We start from the raw sequence: 19,456 nt of genomic DNA on the forward strand, positions 1-19,456 counted from the left end.
CGATGGTGATATGCACACGGCATATGGTCGGCAGGGTCAGATGTGGATAAGATACAGGCCTACGAGTGCGGCGTCGCCGCCCCTACCACCGCGGAATCCCTTCCCACCATGGCCGATCAACGCAGCGTCGCCACCTGCGCAGCCCGTGCTGGTGATGCATGTGGTGGCGTCGTAACTGAAGCCGTTACCGAAGAGCAACCCAGCGCTGGCGTGGGCGGCGGTGCCGTTGGCGATCAGCAGGCCCGTGTGCCCGGTCGCGCTACCGATGCCGTCGAAGTCATCGATTCGTGTGCCAAGGCTGTCTGCCGATGATGCGGCATCGAGGGGCAGGACGGTAGCACTGCTGGTGTCGATCGCAGTCACGACTCCACGGGCCGAGCCGTCGGCATAGGCGATCCCACTGACGTAGAGGCGGGTCCCGTCGCGGCTGACATCAATGTTGGACACCGGACCTGGCGCCACCAACGCATCGAAGCGGATCGTGGCGGAGACCGTGTCGGTCGCAGTGTCGATCATGTGGACCGCGCCAAGCGGCGCATCGGAATTCTCGATGGCGTCGATGAGGTGAAAAGCCTCGTCGCCCGGAAGGTTTATCGCAGCGGTGTAGGCGCGCGCACCATCGCGGCTGACGGTGACACCGGTAGGCAGTTCCGGCAGCAAGACCGTGGCGGTCACGGTGCTGGTGGCGGTGTTGACAACGTAGACCACACCCTGGATTTGCGCCCCGGCCGTGGCCGTATCGGCCAGCAGGTATCCAGTGGCATAGAGCTTGTTTCCATTGGGAGTCAACGCAATTGCGGTGATGACCTCTTGCGTGGCGGGCATATCAACCGAAATGGCGGCCGCCACGGTATTGGTGGCGGTGTCAACGGCGTAGATGAGACCACGCACGGCGGTCTTGCCGGCGCTGTCGTAGGTCGCTTCGTAGGTGGCAGCGTAGACGCGGTCGCCGGCGGCGTTGATGGTCAGCGCTGTGATCACCTCCTGATCACTGTTGCCGACCGGGATAGTCGATACCACAGTGCCCGCGGTGGTATCGATGACGTGAATTGCAGTTTCGGTGCGGTAGCCGGCCGCGCTAGTGGTGTCAGGGGTGTCGACGGTGGTGCTCACATAGAGCCGCTCTCCGTCCGGGCTGACCACCAGAGAGGACAGCCCGAGCGGGGTGCTCCCCATCCCGGTCGCCGGCTGGTAGGCGGCGCCGATTGGAATGGTCCGAATAACGCTGTTGGTGGCCGTGCTGATAACGTGTACTGTGGGCCGCGTCTGCACCCCATCGTATTGGCTTGTTGCGTAGACGTATTGGCCGTCTGGGCTGACAGCGACACCGACGAAGCCGTTGTACGCCGCTTCGGGGCCAAGATTGATTCTGGAGATCACCGCGCTGGTGGCGGCGTCAATCACCACCACAGACGGACTGTCCAGGAGCCCGCTGCCTGCATAGATGCGAGTCCCGTCAGGGCTCACCCTGGTTACGGCTGTGGTTGTACCGCCTAGGTCAATGCTGTGCGAACCTGAGCCGGCATTCTCAAGGACGGTTACAGAGACTGTCGAGAGGTTTGCGCTGGTAGTTCCGCTGGAATCCTTCACACGGTAGACAAACGACGCAGACCCGACGTAGTCAGCGATCGGCGTAAAGGTGACGGTCTTGGCTGCGACGTTGTTGACGACAGTGCCCTTGGACGAGGACACCGAATTCACCGCCAGCACATCACCATTGGCCTTATCAGGGTCGATGTCGTTCCCCAGCAGCTGCGCCCACGTCAAAGTGATCGAGCCGTTTTTGGTGACCGTGAAGGGACCGTCATTGACAGCCGTCGGTGCCGTGTTCGGACTCGTCACCTGCACAGCGACGGTGGCGAGATTGCCGCTTGTGGCTCCGCTGGAATCCTTCACACGGTAGACAAACGACGCAGACCCGACGTAGTCAGCGATCGGCGTAAAGGTGACGGTCTTGGCTGCGACGTTGTTGACGACAGTGCCCTTGGACGAGGACACCGAATTCACCGCCAGCACATCACCATTGGCCTTATCAGGGTCGATGTCGTTCCCCAGCAGCTGCGCCCACGTCAAAGTGATCGAGCCGTTTTTGGTGACCGTGAAGGGACCGTCATTGACAGCCGTCGGTGCCGAATTCACCGTAGCGAGGCTCATTGCCGCCATCTGAGCGGACGGCTCAATGCCACCGACCAAGGACCGCTGCGACTCGCGGCGTCCCCACGCCAACATCGCTAACAAAAACGGCGACTCCGGCGGTAAGCCCGAGCCCGACAACGCCGACGACGACGCTTTCAGTACCGCCATCAAACGAGATGACAGCCCAACCACGGAACTGGGCGCTTTGAGTGGAGGTTCCCAGGTGAAGTCCCTTGCTCCCACCTCGGATGGAATCGAGGCACTCGTATTTGACGGTTCTTGAAGAGTCGGCGTCGGCGAAAGCTCCGATGCAACGACCATCGGCTCTTCTGTCGCGACCGCGTCTTTGAAGTCCCGTGACGTCGATATCCGCGAATGCACGGCAATTAGCGACGTGTCGTCAAGGCGGTGTCTATGTTTCCGGGGAAGTTCGGCATCGTTCGCAGCCTCGTCGTTCGTGATGTCGAATGCCGGGTCCGTCTCGGGCGACGCGCCGTCAGGCTCGTTGATCGTCTCATCGGACTCCTCCGTGTGGGTTTCGGCAGCCACTCCACCGAAGTAGTCGTCGGTTTCGGAGGTTGCCTCATCGGATTCATCGTCGCCGCCGCCGATAGATTCGCCGCCATTCACCTCCCCCGCCGGTGGCGCCGTGTTCTCGGCGGGACGATCCGTACGCTGCGAAGTCCCCGGCGCCGCAGACTCTGTGTTCTCAGACTCGTCGGCGAGCGAGATACCTGCGCCGAACGTTGTTGCCGCCGCAAATCCCACCCCTAGCGCGACAGCCAAAGCGCCGACTCGGCCAACGTATTGGGCGTGTCGCGCGCTGGGTGTGGAGTGGGCCGAAGCCCACGAGCGATTTAAGACGCGTTCAGTCACTGCCCTGGCCCCCCGATGGCAAGAGATTGGAATCTGAAAATGCAGCGTAGCGCAATACTGGCAAACAGCGGACGCATTGGGCAGATATGCTTATCAGCGGCTTTTGTAGCTATTGAAAACGCAAGGAAAGCCGGCGTGCTGGTTTAGCGAAACCAGCTTCATGTGTTTGACCGCGGCCGCGGATGCCGCTAGCGAGCAAGCATTGTGGCGCGATTGGCGCTCGATGACGGACATTCGGAAAGGGCCGCGATCTACGTTTCGTCACGAAAAGGGCGACGCCGATCCAAATAGTCGTTACTGAGACAGCTCTCAGTCCAAGCGTGGTCGATACCGTTGAATGCAAAGCCGATTCAACACCGGACGCTGTTGCTAGCCACGGCCGCCATCACCTACACACCGACCGCAACGCCCTACGAGAGGTGATCGCAGATTCGACCCGTGCAACCACTCTCATCGCCGAGGTTGTAGATCGGTTCAGAAGTCGGAATACAGACCGACTGTGCTGCAATGCCACGGGCCGGCCCGCTCCTCGGTCCCCCGGTGGGGTGTCAGCACGTCAGGCCCCGACATTGTCCGTTCGCGATTCTCGCACGGAGATTCAAGGCGCAGAGGCAGTCGATTCGTGTCGAAGCAGAACATGGAACCGGTGACCGGACCGCCATCGGGCTTCACCGATTCGCATTCGTTACCGCCGAAGTAGTTGGAACGCTGAAGGACTGCTGCCAAGACTTGGTCACCTGGATGCATCGCTCGCCTACTGCTGCAGGCCCGGTACGTGATGGAGGGCACGCTGAGAGTCCTCGAATAGGCATCAGCCCGTGGTAGTGATTGCCCTGCTCGGCCTGACCCCAGTATCGCCGCGGTGGCCCACAAGACGCCCGCCGCCAACCGCGGGCCTTTGCCTGCGACGAGCTAGCCACACCGAGCTTAAGAGCGCAACCAAGATCAGCACCTGCGCGAGAACCCGATTGCCATAACTAAATTGCCATGCGTTGACCGACCAGATGATCATGGCAACGACACCAGTGTATGTAGCTACCGCCCAGGTTCTCCCAGATCTTGCATTGGCGTAGACGATCTGGCTGAGCGCACCCAACAGAATGACAATCAAGAACGCTCCAAGAGTTCCGCCCGTCAGCACGACAGCGCGCATCATAGTCGCGGCGTTGGACGTCAAACCATTTCCGATGTACGTAAAAGTCTCACCATCGGCGGTCACACCATCCTCGACATCTAGACCGATGAAAGAAAGCACACCTGAGAACAGACGCAAGGGGTAAATGACGCTTCCGCCCCCATCGCTGTGCCACTGGGCAAAAGTCGGGATGTAGCAAGCAGCCCAGTGCTTGCCCTGGGCAATTACCGACATGTCGAACGCGGAATTGGCTCCAGCTACACGAATCGCACGCGCGAAGACGACGAATGCCACCACGACACCCGCAGTCAGCACGGCCCAACCAATCGCTTTGCCCGAGATTCGTTCATTACCTGTTGCGACGGCTGCGGCCACATAACCTGCGACGAACCAAAGTAGGGGAACCAGAAAGTACGAACGTTGTGTCGTAACGACCGACCACGACATCGCTGAAATGGCGTTCACAGCCAGAAGCAGCCAACTCCAGCGGTCGGTTTGTATTCGGATACGGGCGCCTACCGCCGCCGCACCGAACTGCACAGTGGCATAAGAAAGCGTTTGACCAGCAGACCGCGTCACCGTTCCCTGGTACAGCTCTGCCGCATTCTCCTTGCCCGCATCAAAAATCTCGGCGATCGAATCCAGGGAAAAAATTGAATGCCCAAGCTCCGCACTGAGGTCAAAAGCGCCTGCTAGTCCCACGACCGCCGTGGCCAGGAGAAGCCAACCTGGGCTTCGAACCGCTCGTTGCATCAGCTGAGCCCGCTCGCTACCCGCACCTAGCGGAACGCTGGAAGTGGTCGCGAGAAGTGGGAACAAGTTGAATGAAGCCGCGAGTAGGAACAGAAAGACAGTGCTTGATGTGTCGATGAAATAGCCGCCACCGAGGACCGCTCCAACTGCAAAAAGCATGCACCAGCAAAAATTCCACAAGGGCGCAGGCGCGAGAATGGATCGTGACCTCGCATAGGAGATCACGAACATCACGCCGAACAGGAGACCGAACGGCAACAGAAACGTAGCGTCGATTTCGAAGCTCTTTCACGGTCTAGGTCAAGGCTCAAGGGCCTTGATCCGAGTTTCTGGAGGCCTCTTCTCTCGCGAAGCCTAGTTCAGACGACTGGCGCTTGCCGGATGTTTTGACATTGGGCGGTGAGACTGGTTCAAAGCGCCGACGCAGTGTGGATAGTTCGAACTCCGCAGGGTGGTCTTGGCGATGCGAGCCACCGCTCAGATCAGTCTCCCGGGCCCGATTTTCGGCTTTTCACCGACGGTTGGAACATCGTTTGCGACGACTCCGTGATTTCTCGAGTCTGATTCCGCGTGATTTCCAGCCTGCGTGAGGGTTCGGTCCGCGCGGAATACTCTCCGTAGTAGCCGTAGCTGTAGGAACCGCCGCCACGAGCGGGCGTCATTGTGAAGACCGCGCCAAGCAAGGGCGCGCCGACACTCTCCAGAGTGCCCACGGCGTGAGAAAGCTGTTCCTTCTTCGTGTTACCAAACCGAGCGATTACGAGCACTCCATCCGCACCAGCTGCGAGAATCGCGGTGTCGGTGATGGCGAGCAGGGGCGCGGAATCGACAATTACGTAGTCGAACCTCGATCGCAGTTCGGTCAGCAATTTTCGCGCCGACTGAGATCCCAACAATTCACTCGGGTTCGGCGGAATTGTCCCGGACGTTAAGACCGTCAGTCCGGGGTAGCGAGTTTCCTGGAGCGCTTCGTCGAGCGACACCGCACCGCTCAAGACAGTACTGAACCCAACAGTGCCGATAAGGTCGAGATATTTGTTGAGCGAGGGACGTCGAAGGTCTCCGTCCACGAGCACAACTGATTTTTCATTCTCGGCCAAGGCCAACGCGACATTGATTGCAGTAGTGGATTTTCCCTCACTGGGCACGGAACTCGTCACTACGATCACGCGCGGCGGGTTATCTACAGCAAGAAATTGCAAATTCGTTCGCAATTTCCGGAATGCCTCTGCAATACCACTTGTCTCTTTGTCGAAAGAGATTGACGCCTGCCTACGACGCTCCTTATCCAAAGGTATGCTCCCGACGAGGCCCGTACCTGTTATCTCCTCGAGCTGCTCTCTGCTCTTTATTGTATTGTCTAACAAGTCTCTCAGCATTGCCAACGCCACGCCAACGACAACGCCTAGCGCCAACCCGACTCCAATATTCTGCGCAGGTTTTGGAACGACTGGACCATCTGGAATAGACGCTCGCTGCTCTACGACAACGCGCGAATCTGGAGCTGATCCGTTTTCCGGAGTCTCCAAATCACGGACCATGACCACAAACTCGTCAGATAGCGTATTCGCAATATCCCGAGCACGGATCGCAGAGCTGTCGAGCACGTTGACGCTGATCAGGACTGTATCGGGTTTTGCATCGGCTTTGATATGACCTTGAAGTTCGGCCGCCGTCATGTCCAGCTGCAGCTTGTCAATGGTGCGCTGCGCAAGAGTCTGACCTGTCAGCAACTCCGCATACGACGCCACGCGCTCTTGAGAGAACCGGTTGCCCTGGTAGGTTTCCGACAACGACGAGCCGCTTGTCGTTGAAACGAATAGCCGGGTCGATGCCTCATATAGAGGTGTCGTCAGAAGTGTGAAGGCGACGCCTCCCAGCACACCGACTACAGTCGTCACAGCTATGGTCAGCCACCGCGACCGCAGAACTTTCACAAAATCTTGCAGACTCATTGCGCAACCTCACTCCCGTGCAGTCCCAAGCGCGGTGCCAGGACCAATTTCAATCAGGGCGGCTAACTCAAACCGAGCCCCGTGAGCTCCTCGATTCAATCGCAAGTCGTCCCCGAACACGGCTAAGCCGGCATCAGTGGCTGACATTTGTTACGCCCAATAGCAAAGGCATTTTGCCTGAGATAAATTGGAAATTTACTTTGAGCATGCGGGCACCGCGACCTTCGGCACGACGGTATTCACCAGAGGCTGGCTTGGCGCCCTGGGTACGCCCGGCACGGAGGGCTCTGACAGCTGAAAGCTGATGTTGGCGGGTTGACCGGGCGGGATTATGACCTGAACCTCAAATACCGGATGTCCGCGTTCGGTGCTCACGATTGCGGGGACTCGCTCACCGTTGAGGATCGCGGCCGACAATTTCGCATCCTTGGTCGCGAAGAGTCGCACTGAGGTGATGTTGGTCCCGCGGGGAATCTCGATTGGAACCTCTGGCGATAAACCTACAGCACCGGCCACATAATCAGGCAGCGGATCGTTCGGCACAGTGTTGTCGAGTTTCACCGTCACGGTCGACGCACGTGTCTCGCCCTTGCATTCGTCTGCGGCATACTCGATTTCGGGTCGCAGGTAGTAATCAAGCTTGTTGCCTCCCAGATTGTTCAAGACAATTGCCGCATACGGAGCTGCGTCATCGGGGATGGCATGGGCGAGCGACGTCTGTTCGAGAAGCTTTTGCTCCCCTGGAACGTCACTCCAGACTGCAATGCGGCGCTCGCTGACGGCCTTCCCGAGCGCCTCAAGCAATTGCCGCGGCGACTTCACCCGCCCTGTGATCTTTGTGACCACCGCGTTGGCGATGTCCTGCAAGTACTGCTTACGCGCCGTCTGATCCGTAGGGAACCGGATGTACGCGGTCGACTCAGTCAGTTCGACCACGTTGTCTTTCGAGACCGTTTCACCGTCCGGCATTTTGATTGGCCCCACCGCACCGAGAATGTAGCTCAACGCAACGGGATCAATCGCGATCACGCCGTCGACGTTCGTCCCAGTTTCTACCGCCCACATGGACTTCCAGATCTGAGCTGTATAGGGAAAATGCGGGCTCAGATTGCTGTTGCGATAATCAGTGAACGGGTTCGCAAATCCGTACTGCTGGTCATACTCCAACCCGAGATCTACGGGGGCGACGGCATCGGCAAGGTCGGTGTTCGGGGCTAGGTTGTCCACGCTTGGGGCGCCATTGTCGAACCGAAGGACTCCGAATCCGCCCAGCAAGCCACCCGTTCCCCGCGCTTCGGCGTTCGTTTGGAAGCCCATGAAGTAAGTGCGCGGGCCGTCGGCACCCATCATCGGCGGCACCAAGCGCGCCGCCATGGCTGTGTTCTCGAGAATTGAAGTGAGATCGGCGATTTGGCTCTGCAATTGCGTGCGCGCGTCACCGATCGACGACACAAAGCGCGGGTCTTGGATGGCGCCGGCCTCAGCGTTGAGCTTCGTCGCCTTCTCGGCCAACGACGACAGTTTCGCCTCTTGGCTGCGGAGCAGGTCGACGTCCACCCGGCCGTCGTTGTACAACCGGTCGGGAGAAATCGTCACACCGACATCAGCCGCAGGCTGCAGCACGTTCGATGCGAGACCGGAAACGACGTCGGTGATCTGCTGTCCGGTCTTGAACGGGCTGCCCACCCAAGGAACGTTGGCGACAATGTTCCACGCCAAGGAGTGCGTGGCGTCACGTGCTGCCTGCGCATGGTCGGCAGCATCGCGAGCAGATGCGGCCGCACCTGCCGTATCTGCCTCCAGCAGAGAATCTTTGGCCTTCTGAGCGCTGGCCCGCGCCTGCTCAAGGTTCGACTTTGCCTCGACGGCACCGAAGGCGACCCAGCACCCCAGTCCGACCAAGACCAGGGCCAATGCGGCGGCCGTGACAACAAACCCGCGACTCCGCACCAACCGCGATGCACCACGACGATCGTCGTCCTCGCCGGTTCCTTCCTCGGGGTCCAACTCTCGATCGGAACCGCCTCGCGAAAAGAATCCCACTCAGATCTTCCTGTGAATAGAAGAGGCCTGCACGTCTCTCGACGTGCAGGCCTCAGCACGACAGATGCGAAGCAGCTTCCGGTCTAGCAGGAGCCGCTGGTGACCGTTCCGTACGGCCCGATGCCGACGGAGTTGCCGCCGACGCAGAAGTCGAACGTGATGCTGTTCGTGACTGCTTGATTAGTACGCAGCTGCGCAGCCCGTGAAGCAGCGAGCTGTCCGAAGAAGGAGTCCGGATGGGCAGCAGCGTAAGCCTCGAGTCGGTCGGCACGCCGATCCTGTGAAGCAGCGCTCTGCTTGAGGAACACCGACAGCAACTGAACCGAGGTTGCGGTGATGATGTACACCGGCCCCTTCGGCTGCAGCGGCAGGTCCGCGAAGCTCGGCGCTGCCGGCAGCTGAATCTGCGGTGCCGCGTTCGCAGCCGCCGGCACGAAGGCCGCAGCTGCTGCCACGGCGGCAGCCGCGACCGTCACCTGGAATTTGGTAGCAATGGTGGTCATTTCCCCCCACTTTCTCGAGTCCCCATCTCGGAACAAGTTGCTGGAAGCATCGCAGACGCCGGGGGTGCTGTCAAACGATCCGGCAATGTTTCGTCACCTTTCTCTGCAATTGCCGAAATACGTCATAACCAGCACGTCGGCAGTCGGCGGCTACGCCGCCTCGCAACCCCATCCGGACCGGTTCGGCCCGGGGAATAAGCCCCTCCGTAACACCGCAGAAACGTTTGCTGAGAGTGTTACGCCTGGATGTTTATGGTGGTCCAACCTTTGATCACGAATTACTGGCAGATGGCTGTCAGCGACCATTTGCGGGCGGAAGGGGTTGGGGGCTCACAGTGAGCGGGCGATTCCCAGGCGTTCTTAAGGGACTAGTAAGACCCCCGCGCGACTCGCGTGAGTCCCGCCGTTAGCATCAAGAACCATGACGAGCGTGACTGAGCCCTCCGCCGAGCACGAGATCGATATCCACACCACCGCCGGAAAGCTGGCCGATCTGCGCAAGCGCGCCGAGGAAGCCCTGCACCCGGTCGGCGAAGAGGCCGTCGAGAAGGTTCACGCGAAGGGCAAGCTCACCGCGCGCGAGCGCATCCTCGCCCTGCTCGACGAAGATTCCTTTGTCGAACTCGACGCGCTCGCCAAGCACCGCAGCAAGAACTTCGGCCTCGACAAGATCCGCCCCACCGGCGATGGCGTCGTCACGGGCTACGGCACCATCGACGGCCGCGACGTCTGCATCTTCAGCCAGGACGCCACCGTGTTCGGCGGCAGCCTCGGCGAGGTCTACGGCGAAAAGATCGTCAAGGTCCAGGAACTCGCGATCAAGACCGGTCGCCCGCTCATCGGCATCAACGACGGGGCCGGGGCCCGTATTCAAGAAGGGGTGGTCTCCCTTGGCCTCTACAGCCGGATTTTCCACAACAACATCAAGGCCTCGGGCGTCATCCCGCAGATCTCGCTGATCATGGGCGCAGCCGCCGGCGGCCACGTCTACTCCCCCGCCCTCACCGACTTCGTCATCATGGTCGACCAGACCAGCCAGATGTTCATCACCGGACCCGACGTCATCAAGACCGTCACCGGTGAGGACGTCACCATGGAGGAGCTCGGCGGCGCCCAGACCCACATGTCCAAATCGGGCACCGTGCATTACGTCGCCTCCGGCGAGCAGGACGCTCTCGACTACGTTCGCGACCTGCTGTCCTACCTGCCGCCCAACAACTACGCCGAGCCGCCGCGCTACCCCGCGCCACACCCCGGCCCCATCGAGGAGAGCCTCACCGATGAGGACCTCGAGCTCGACACCTTGATTCCGGACTCCCCGAATCAGCCGTACGACATGCACGAGGTCATCACCCGCATCCTCGACGACGACGAATTCCTCGAAGTCCAAGCGGGTTACGCGCAGAACATCATCGTCGGCTTCGGCCGCATCGACGGCCGGCCGGTCGGCATCGTCGCCAACCAACCCACCCAGTTCGCGGGCTGCCTGGACATCAACGCCTCGGAGAAGGCAGCCAGGTTCGTACGGACTTGCGACTGCTTCAACATTCCGATCGTCATGCTTGTCGACGTGCCGGGCTTCCTGCCCGGCACCGGTCAGGAATACAACGGCATCATCCGCCGCGGAGCCAAGCTGCTCTACGCCTACGGCGAGGCCACCGTCGCCAAGGTCACCGTCATCACCCGAAAGGCCTACGGCGGCGCGTACTGCGTGATGGGTTCCAAGGACATGGGCTGCGATGTCAACGTGGCCTGGCCGACCGCCCAGATCGCGGTGATGGGCGCCTCCGGCGCCGTCGGCTTCGTGAACCGCAAGGAACTCAAGGACGCCGCGCAGAACGGTGAGGACGTCGACGCGTTGCGCCTGGAACTGCAACAGCAGTACGAGGACACCCTCGTCAACCCGTACGTCGCCGCTGAACGCGGTTACGTGGACGCGGTCATTCCGCCCTCGCACACCCGCGGCTACATCGGCACCGCACTGCGACTGCTGGAGCGAAAGATCACCCAGACGCCACCGAAAAAGCACGGCAACATCCCGCTGTAGATAGAACCGGTTGCCAGACAAGGAGTTCAGCAGTGGACCATGATGCCGACATCGTCGAGGTGTCCGACCCGCGGGACATGACAATCGACAACCCGCCCGCACCCGACCCGCACTTCCAGGTCGTCAAGGGCAACCCCAGCGCCCAGGAGATCGCGGCGCTAGTCACCGTGCTGGCCGGCGCAGGCGGCGCAGGACATGCCGAGCCAGGCCCGCAAGAGCTCAACCCGTGGGGTCACCCGATCGATAAACTGCGCTACGACGTCACCAGCTGGCAACGAGTCACGCTGCTGGAGCGGATGCACATGCGGCGATGACGAGCCGCCTGCGTCAAGAAACAAGAGCGTGACGCGCTTCGTCCTCGGTTCCGCATCTGGTGGACGTTTGCGCGTCCTACGAAAGGCCGGGATCGAACCGCTTGTCGTCGTCTCCGACGTCGACGAGGATGCGCTCATCGCCTCGCTGGACTCCGAGACACCGCCCGAAGCGGTGGTCCTGAAACTGGCCAATGCCAAGGCGCTCAGCGTGGCCGCGAAGCTGCCAGCGAATATCGCTGCTGACTGCGTTGTCATTGGCTGTGATTCGATGCTGTACCTGAACGGGTCGCTGCGGGGAAAGCCCGGCAACGTCGAGGCGGCGCGCGACCAGTGGTCAGAGATGTCTGGCTCAGTCGGGCATCTCTTGACCGGGCACACACTGCTCCGCCTCTCTCGCGGCGTCATCACCCACACACAGGGCGAAACCGGTAGCACCGCAGTGCATTTCGGCGTGCCAACACCGGACGAAATCGCCACCTACCTGGCCACCGACGAACCGGTGCACGTCGCCGGCGCCTTCACGCTCGATGGATTCGGCGGGTGGTTCATCGACCGCATCGAGGGCGACCCCTCAAATGTGATCGGCGTGAGTCTCCCCCTGCTTCGGGCCATGCTGCTCCGTGTCGGTTTGTCGATCACCACGTTGTGGTGACGCCAGCGGCCAGCTCACCTCCGCACAATCTCCATAGAGGCCAGAAGAGCGCAGGCCTGGAAAGCGGTCTAGCGGTGTCGAACTAGACGAATAAGCAGATGTCAGCCGGAAATTCCTTGAGGCCGAGCAAGGAATTGCGTTTCGTCGCGAAGTGTTCCAGGCATACCCACTAGGATGCCGATAGGGAAGAGGGAGGACTTCGTGAGCTGCCGAATTGCAGTCTTTGGCACCGGTTATCTCGGTGCTACCCACGCCGCATGCATGGCCGAGATCGGCCACGAAGTTCTCGGCGTCGACATCGACGAAAGAAAGCTTGCGAAGCTCGCCGCCGGCGAACTGCCTTTCTACGAGCCCGGCCTCCCAGAGGTGCTCCGCAAGAACATCGAGAACGGCCGTTTGCGCTTCACGGCGTCCTACCAGGATGCCGCAGACTTCGCGGACATTCATTTCCTCGCTGTTGGTACGCCGCAGAAGCATGGTGAACTAGCCGCAGACCTTCGCTATGTAGACGCGGTCATAGAAACACTGGCACCGCTGCTCGTGAATCCGGCGGTCATCTTCGGCAAGTCCACAGTGCCTGCCGGCACGGCTGCGCGCCTTGGAGCACTAGCCCGTGAGCTCTCCCCGGCAGGCGATGCTATCGAAGTTGCTTGGAACCCAGAGTTTTTGCGAGAAGGATTCGCGGTCAAAGACACTTTGCATCCTGACCGCATTGTGCTGGGCGTAGATCGCGATCGTCCTGGCCGCGCCGAGGAGGTCGCGCGCGACGTCTACGCGCCGATGCTCGAAGAGCAAACACCGTTTTTGATCGCAGACCTGGCCACAGCTGAACTGGTCAAGACTTCGGCCAACGCTTTTCTGGCAACAAAGATTTCGTTCATCAACGCAATAGCCGAAGTATGTGAAACAACAGGCGCGGACGTGTCAATACTGGCCGACGCGATCGGACTCGATGCCCGTATTGGGCGGCGTTTTCTTAACGCAGGTATCGGGTTTGGTGGGGGGTGCCTACCCAAAGACATTCGAGCCTTTATAGCCATGGCCGGAGAGCTCGGCGCGGGACAGGCATTTGCTCTTCTGCGTGAGGTCGACAGCATCAACATGCGGCGACGGAATCAGATGGTTGAAGTTGCGCGCGAAGCGGCGGGGGGATCGTTCGTCGGCGTGCGGATAGCAGTGCTGGGCGCGGCATTCAAACCGGATTCGGACGACGTACGCGACTCACCGGCTCTCAACATCGCGGGCCAGATGCAGCTACAGGGTGCTGCAGTCAGTGTCTACGATCCCGAGGCCATACCAAATGCGCGTCAAATGTTTCCGACGTTGCAATACGCAGCGGACGTACCCTCGGCCTGCGCCGGGGCCGATATCGTCATGATCCTCACCGAGTGGAAACAATTCGCAGCATTGGATCCGAGCACGCTTTCGGGCGTGGTACGGAACCGCAGAATTATCGACGGGCGGAACTGCCTTGATCCGCTCATATGGCGCAAGGCCGGGTGGACCTATCGGGGCATCGGCCGGCCCTGAGACGTCCTCGACAACGGAGTCGAGAGCCGTGCAACAATTTTGAGTGACCAATTCCTCTTGCGAATACAGATTCTTACGCGCGCCCATAATGGCGCGATTCGTCTGAGGTCGCAAACCTCGACAGCGTCAATGGGATTCGAGACAGCGGTCTCGGCTGCCCGCGGTTGCCTAGCGCATCACCGAACCTGAAGCCGGACGGCGTAAATCTGCGCCCACAGCGCAAGTGCTCTGGCGGCAGGGCGCTCAAAAGCCCTGTACCGAGCCGCGACAAGACCACGAGTCAGAGGGCGCAACCACTACACAGGCCGAGCTATCAATAGCTCAGCGCAAAGCTACTAGCACTTCTCGTTGAGGCGGCGTAGCGAAAAAACAACTCGCTTGGTCTTCTTCGAGATGTTCTTGCCGACCCCTGGGTTTGTCGCGCAAACCGCCCAGTTCGAGTAGTTGTACACCTCTTGGTTGACGTGCCTAGGAACGAATCTGAGGTCGAGCTCAGCGCCACCGGCGGCGGCGCGCACATCGTTGATGGCTGTTTGCAGGACTTCGCCCCTCGTGGTGGGCATGACCCAGTCCTCAGCCGCTGCGGCCGGCACCGCGAACCCCGTCATCGCGACAACCACCGCAGCCGTCGTCGCTCCCGCCGCAATGATGCTCTTGCGCATCGTCCACCCCTTTGGTCTCGTCGAAGGCTCCTAGGACATTAGCCCATCGAGCGCGTCAGCGGTGGGCATCGCCTGTGTGGCGGTCGATTTGACTGATAGGTCCTGCCTGGACGATTTGCGGCCACCTCCGCTTTCCCCTCCGGGACACAGGTCACTCTTCCTCACGCCGTGCGCCAGAATCCAATATCAGCGATCATTGACCGTAACCGTCAAAAGTGCGCCGGGGGGCAATCATGGTTACTGCGCTGGACCGTTACCGAGAGTCGTCACTGCGTCGGCGTCGCCGTGCAGAACGAGCAAACTATCGTCTTGACGTTCAAGGTTTGCGAGCACTTGCAATCATCTCGGTGTTCGCAGGCCATCTCGTCGACTGGCCACGCGGCGGCACCGTCGGCATCGACGTCTTCTTCGTCATCTCCGGCTTCTTCGCCACCGACCTGCTCCTGCGCAGCGCCGAGCCCACCGGTTCGGTGTCTCTGGGCCGCTTCTGGCTCGACCGGGCTCGCCGCATCCTGCCCAGCGCAATCCTCGTCGTCGTCGCCACCTTCGTTGCGGCGATCATGCTGCTCCCCGACACCGCTCACCAGACCGGCGCCGACGCCCTCTTCTCCCTCGCCTTCCTTGCCAACTGGCACTTCGCTTCTCAAGGCGCCGACGCATCCGCGGCAACGGACGCCGCCTCGCCGCTCCTGCACTACTGGCCGCTCGCCATCGAGGAGCAGTTCTACCTCGTCTGGCCGCTGCTCATCCTCGCGATCACCACTATCGCCGCGCGCCGCGCCTGGAGTCGCGAACGCTGGCTCGGCACCATCGCCGCCGCCACCGGCCTCGTCACCGCCGCATCCCTCGCGTGGGCCACGTACGAGAGCGCCGCAGCACCGCACTGGGCGTTCTTCAACACGTTCGCCCGCGTCTGGGAACTCGGCGCCGGCGCCCTGCTCGCCACCGCCGTTGGCACCCTCGCCCTGATCCCGATGTGGGTGAAGCCGATCCTCTCGTGGCTCGGCGTCGCGCTCATCGTCGCCGCCATGGTCGTCATTGATCCCGAGGCCGGCGGCTTCCCCGTGCCGTGGGTGCTGCTCCCCGTCGCCGGTACCGTCCTCGTGATCGCCGCCGGCGTCGGCACCGAGCCACTGTTCCAGCCGTTACTGCGCAACCGCGTCGCCACCTACCTCGGCGACCTTTCCTACGCGCTCTACCTCGTGCACTGGCCCGTCATCGTCCTGCTCGCGACCGCGATGCACACCGACGTCTACTACTACGTGGCCGTACTGGCGCTGTCGTTCGGACTGGCCATCGCCTGCCACCACTTCATCGAAGAACCGCTGCGCCAATTCAACTGGGACGCCGTGCGCCAGGCCCGACAGGACATGAAGCACGGGCTCTTCCACGTCGAGCGCGCCACCAAGGTGGCCGGCGTCGCCGCGCTCGTACTGATCACGCTGGCCGTGATCGCCTTCGCCGCGCGCCCCGACCGTTTCGAACCGGCACAGCACGCCCTGCCGTGCTGCGGCCACGTCGGCTAAGCCAGCGCGTCCGCCACCGCCTCGGCGGCCGGCGTCAGCGACAGACCCTTCTGCCGCGCCGTCACGTGCACCCAGCCCCGCTCCGCCAACTCCGCTCGAGCCTCGCTATCACGGCACAGCGTGCGCAGCAGCTCCGCGAGCCCGGACCGATTCAACGGATCGAAGTAGTCCGCCCCGTCGCCGCACGTCTCCCGCAGCGCAGGGATATCGGCAGCGATCACCGCAGTGCGCGACGCCATCGCCTCGATCGGCGGCAACCCCGCCCCCTCGTGCAGCGAGGGCATCACCAGCAGGTCCGCACTGGCCACCAGGGCGCGCAGCACATCGAAGTCCAGCCGGCCCATCACCTCGACCCGGTCGCCCAGAGCCGCAGCCAGCGCCGGCACCCGCTCGTCTCCCCCACGCAACGCCTCACCGCTGCCCGCGATCACCAGCCGGTGCGGGATGTCGCCGACGACGTCCCCGAATGCCATCAACAGCAGCGGTAAGTTCTTGTGCCACTTGGCGTTCCCCACATAGAGCAGATACGGCTCGGCCACGGGCGAGAGCGTCCGATCCACCGGCTCGAACCACTGCTCGTCCACCGGAATCGGCGTCGCCGTCGTGCGTGCCCGCGGCGCAATCGCCGCGAACGTCGCCGACGTCGCCTCCGACGGCGTCAGCACCAGCGTCGCGAACCGGCCGTCCAGCATGAACATCGCCCGCGCATACGCCCGCCGCGCCGCACTCTGACCGCTGATCTCCTGCTCGCGCACATGCATGGTGTCGTGCACCGTGACGAACAACTTGGTGCGCCGATGGCGCGGAGACAGCGTCGCGAATGGAAACGGATAGTGCGGCACCCAGAAGCCGCGCGGCCGCACCTCGTCGAGCGCGCGGCCCCACACCCGCTGCTCCCCCACCGTGTACATCGCAGCCGGCCCCGCCGGGACGATGCGCGCGTGCCGCACCTCCGGGACCGCATGCTCGTTCACCAAGACCGCCAACGACAGCCCGCGCTCGGTGAACGTCGCCTCCAGGCTCGGCAACAACGTCGCGATGTACGTGCCGATCCCGCTCTGCCGGATGTGCCGTGCGTCGAACAGCAAGTCGACCCGGCGGTCGGTCAAGTCAACCGGCCTTCCAGTTCCGGCAGCAGATCAGGATTGGCCCACATCCGCTTCAGCGTCTCGTCGAGCTCCCACTTCGGCGACCAGCCGAACAGCTCCTCGATCCGCGAGATGTCGGCACCCAGATAAGGCCGGTCGACTGCGCGCATCCGGCTCGGATCCTGGCGCACCTCGAAGTCCAAGCCGAGCACCGAGCGCATCCTGTCGACGATGTCGTCCACCGAATACTGCTGTCCGCTGCCGAGATTGACGATCTCGACGCCACCGGGGCCGGGTGTGCTGCCCAGTGCGGCCGCCGCGAAGCCCCCCGCAGCGTCCTGGACGTCGATGTAGTCGCGCTTGGGCCAGGTGTTGCCGAGGCTGATCGCGTCCGGATTGTCGCGCAACTGCACGACGATCGCGGGTAGCAGGTGCGGATTCGTCTCGCCGGGTCCGATCACGTTGAACAGCCGCACGATCACGCCCGCGATGTCGCGGTTCGCCGCGAACATGTGGACGTAGTCCTCGCCCTGGTCCTTGGTGATGCCATAGATGTCCACCGGCTTCACCACCGACTCGAGTTCCCGATGCGGTGCCTCGTCCGGCTCGTACACCGCGCCGCTGCTGGCGAACACGAACCGCGTACCCGGGGCGAGCGCCGAGAGCACGTTCACCATGCCGGTCACATTGGTCGCGACCGCATTGGCCGGATCCGCGTCGCACTCCGGGATGTAGTGGATGGCCGCCAGATGCACGACGACCTCGGGGGCGAAGCGCTCGACGACCGCGGCGACCGCGGCCGCGTCGCGGATGTCGACCCGCTCGAACGCGAAACCGTCGGGCTCGCCGGAGAGCCAGTCCGGCGTGCCATACCGCAGCAGGTCGGCGACGAGCACCTCGTTGCCGTCCTTGAGCGTCTGTACCAGCTCCTTGCCGACGAAACCGGCTCCACCGGTGACCATGATGCGCATGCCAATTACCCCCCGAGTTGTGTCTGCTGAGCGTGCTTTTCGAGCTTTTCCGCGATGTGCGTCCAGTCCAGATCCACCGCACCGGCGCGGCCGGCCTGCGCGTAGCCCTCCCAGCCGGCCTGCGCGTCGAGCAACGCGTCGGCGAACGCGACGGGCGTCTGGCCGCACACGATTCCCGCGCCGTACTGCTTGACGACGTCCTTGCCGCCGTTCTCCGTGAAGTCTGCCGTCACCACGGGCAGCCCGCTGGCCATGGCCTCGGCGATCACCCGGGGAAAGCCCTCGCGCTTGCTCGGCATGCCCAACACCGAAGACGTCGCGAGCAGGTCCAGCTTGCGCGCCTCGTCGACCGACCCCAGCACCTGCACCCGATCGGCCACGGGACTCTGTCTGACGGTTGCCTTCACATCGTCCAGCGACGGACCTGCCCCGGCGATCACGAGGTCGCCGACGAAGCCGCGCTCAGCCGCCAGCCCGAAAGCATCGATGAGTAGCGGCAGGTTCTTGTGCGGAGCCAGCCGACCGACGTACAGCACGCCCGAGCGTTCGGCACCCGCAGCCGCGCGGTACCGGGTGGCCTCGATGCCGCTGGGCAGCACCCCACACTCCCGCCCGGACTGCTCGGTGATGGCGGCCGCAACAGCCTCGCCGACCGCGAAGTTCGAGCCGACCAGCTTGGGGAACTGCGCCTGCAATGTACGCAGCAGTAGATCTTCGCGAATCTCGCACCAATGCAACGCACTTCGCGGGCGCGCCGAGCCCGGCAGCGCCAGCACGTGCATCAACGGCCACTCGTTGAGCAGATAGAAATCGTGCTCACCGCGCGCCGCGACGCGCCGAACACCTGCGCTGTACTTCGCGATGTCGGACCAGTTGCGGCGCAGCGCCTTGATCCTCGGGGTCTTGTAGCGGCCCGAGTTCGCTTCCCGGTGCACGGTGACGCCATTGATCACCTCGACGTCGGGGAGGTCGGGCACATGGCCGATGCAGTACACGTCGACGGTGTGACCCCGGCGCACCAGCGCCTCGCCGAGTTCCTGGAAGAACACCTCCTGGCCACCGACGCTCGGAAAATAGAGCTCGGTCAGGAATGCAAACCGCATCTCCAGCGCCCCCCATGCTCGATCCGTGGCTGGGCAATCCAGGATGCCATGGCCAAATGCCGCCTGCACATCCATGACGTGCGACGAAGGCCATCGTATCGGCTCCAGCCAGTTCACGATGTTCGTTTGCCTGCCGAATACCGGCGTCGCTCCATTACGCTC

Annotated in this window: 14 protein-coding genes; 5 read left to right on the top strand and 9 right to left on the bottom strand. The window is 62.3% G+C overall.

Going from position 1 to position 19,456, the window contains the following annotated elements; genetic code table 11:
* Positions 1 to 36: 36 nt before the first annotated feature.
* The 5 genes from DMB80_RS14060 to DMB80_RS14080 form a co-directional block, all read right to left on the bottom strand.
* Complete coding sequence (locus tag DMB80_RS14060; protein WP_162938526.1) at positions 37 to 2,904, bottom strand: cadherin-like domain-containing protein; 2,868 nt, start codon at positions 2,902 to 2,904, stop codon at positions 37 to 39.
* Positions 2,905 to 3,823: 919 nt separating this feature from the next.
* A complete protein-coding gene (locus DMB80_RS28130) occupies positions 3,824 to 5,158 on the bottom strand; it encodes an oligosaccharide repeat unit polymerase (RefSeq protein ID WP_162938527.1) in 1,335 nt (444 codons plus the stop codon).
* 224 nt (positions 5,159 to 5,382) lie between these two features.
* Complete coding sequence (locus tag DMB80_RS14070) at positions 5,383 to 6,855, bottom strand: tyrosine-protein kinase domain-containing protein (protein ID WP_111510417.1); 1,473 nt, start codon at positions 6,853 to 6,855, stop codon at positions 5,383 to 5,385.
* A gap of 195 nt (positions 6,856 to 7,050) precedes the next feature.
* A complete protein-coding gene (locus tag DMB80_RS14075; protein WP_420812181.1) occupies positions 7,051 to 8,862 on the bottom strand; it encodes a DUF4012 domain-containing protein in 1,812 nt (603 codons plus the stop codon).
* Positions 8,863 to 8,981: 119 nt separating this feature from the next.
* Positions 8,982 to 9,401, bottom strand: a complete 420-nt coding sequence (locus DMB80_RS14080; RefSeq protein ID WP_111510419.1) for a hypothetical protein — start codon at positions 9,399 to 9,401, stop codon at positions 8,982 to 8,984.
* Between the two features lie 421 nt (positions 9,402 to 9,822).
* Here DMB80_RS14080 and DMB80_RS14085 point away from each other — a divergent pair, with 421 nt between their 5' ends.
* The 4 genes from DMB80_RS14085 to DMB80_RS14100 all read left to right on the top strand — a co-directional run bounded on the left by DMB80_RS14085 (position 9,823) and on the right by DMB80_RS14100 (position 13,944).
* The gene (locus DMB80_RS14085) at positions 9,823 to 11,448 is read left to right on the top strand and encodes an acyl-CoA carboxylase subunit beta (protein ID WP_111510420.1); all 1,626 of its coding nucleotides are present in this window, start codon (positions 9,823 to 9,825) and stop codon (positions 11,446 to 11,448) included.
* Positions 11,449 to 11,480: 32 nt separating this feature from the next.
* Positions 11,481 to 11,762: an acyl-CoA carboxylase subunit epsilon gene (locus tag DMB80_RS14090; RefSeq protein WP_111510421.1), complete on the top strand. Its 282-nt coding sequence runs from the start codon at positions 11,481 to 11,483 to the stop codon at positions 11,760 to 11,762.
* A gap of 28 nt (positions 11,763 to 11,790) precedes the next feature.
* Positions 11,791 to 12,414 (top strand): Maf family protein, encoded by a 624-nt coding sequence (locus DMB80_RS14095; RefSeq protein ID WP_111510422.1) that lies wholly within the window; start codon positions 11,791 to 11,793, stop codon positions 12,412 to 12,414.
* Between the two features lie 201 nt (positions 12,415 to 12,615).
* On the top strand, positions 12,616 to 13,944 hold the full coding sequence (locus tag DMB80_RS14100; protein WP_205538683.1) for a UDP-glucose dehydrogenase family protein: 1,329 nt from the start codon (positions 12,616 to 12,618) through the stop codon (positions 13,942 to 13,944).
* 335 nt (positions 13,945 to 14,279) lie between these two features.
* Here DMB80_RS14100 and DMB80_RS14105 read toward each other — a convergent pair whose 3' ends face one another.
* On the bottom strand, positions 14,280 to 14,606 hold the full coding sequence (locus DMB80_RS14105) for a hypothetical protein (protein WP_111510424.1): 327 nt from the start codon (positions 14,604 to 14,606) through the stop codon (positions 14,280 to 14,282).
* A gap of 323 nt (positions 14,607 to 14,929) precedes the next feature.
* Between DMB80_RS14105 and DMB80_RS14110 the strand changes: the two genes are divergently transcribed.
* Entirely contained in the window at positions 14,930 to 16,132 is a 1,203-nt protein-coding gene (locus tag DMB80_RS14110; RefSeq protein ID WP_240431190.1) for an acyltransferase family protein, read from the top strand.
* Here the strand turns inward: DMB80_RS14110 and DMB80_RS14115 are convergent.
* The 3 genes from DMB80_RS14115 to DMB80_RS14125 are packed head-to-tail and all read right to left on the bottom strand — an operon-like array spanning position 16,129 to position 19,294.
* Complete coding sequence (locus tag DMB80_RS14115) at positions 16,129 to 17,241, bottom strand: glycosyltransferase family 4 protein (RefSeq protein WP_111510426.1); 1,113 nt, start codon at positions 17,239 to 17,241, stop codon at positions 16,129 to 16,131. The genes DMB80_RS14110 and DMB80_RS14115 overlap by 4 nt on opposite strands.
* A complete protein-coding gene (locus tag DMB80_RS14120) occupies positions 17,238 to 18,191 on the bottom strand; it encodes an NAD-dependent epimerase/dehydratase family protein (RefSeq protein WP_046362537.1) in 954 nt (317 codons plus the stop codon). The genes DMB80_RS14115 and DMB80_RS14120 overlap by 4 nt, the downstream gene beginning before the upstream one ends.
* 5 nt (positions 18,192 to 18,196) lie before the next feature.
* Positions 18,197 to 19,294, bottom strand: coding sequence for a glycosyltransferase family 4 protein (locus DMB80_RS14125; protein ID WP_111510427.1), 1,098 nt, complete (start codon positions 19,292 to 19,294; stop codon positions 18,197 to 18,199).
* Positions 19,295 to 19,456 lie beyond the last annotated feature (162 nt).

Source organism: Mycobacterium kyogaense (genome assembly GCF_003254575.1).
Classification (GTDB): domain Bacteria; phylum Actinomycetota; class Actinomycetes; order Mycobacteriales; family Mycobacteriaceae; genus Mycobacterium; species Mycobacterium kyogaense.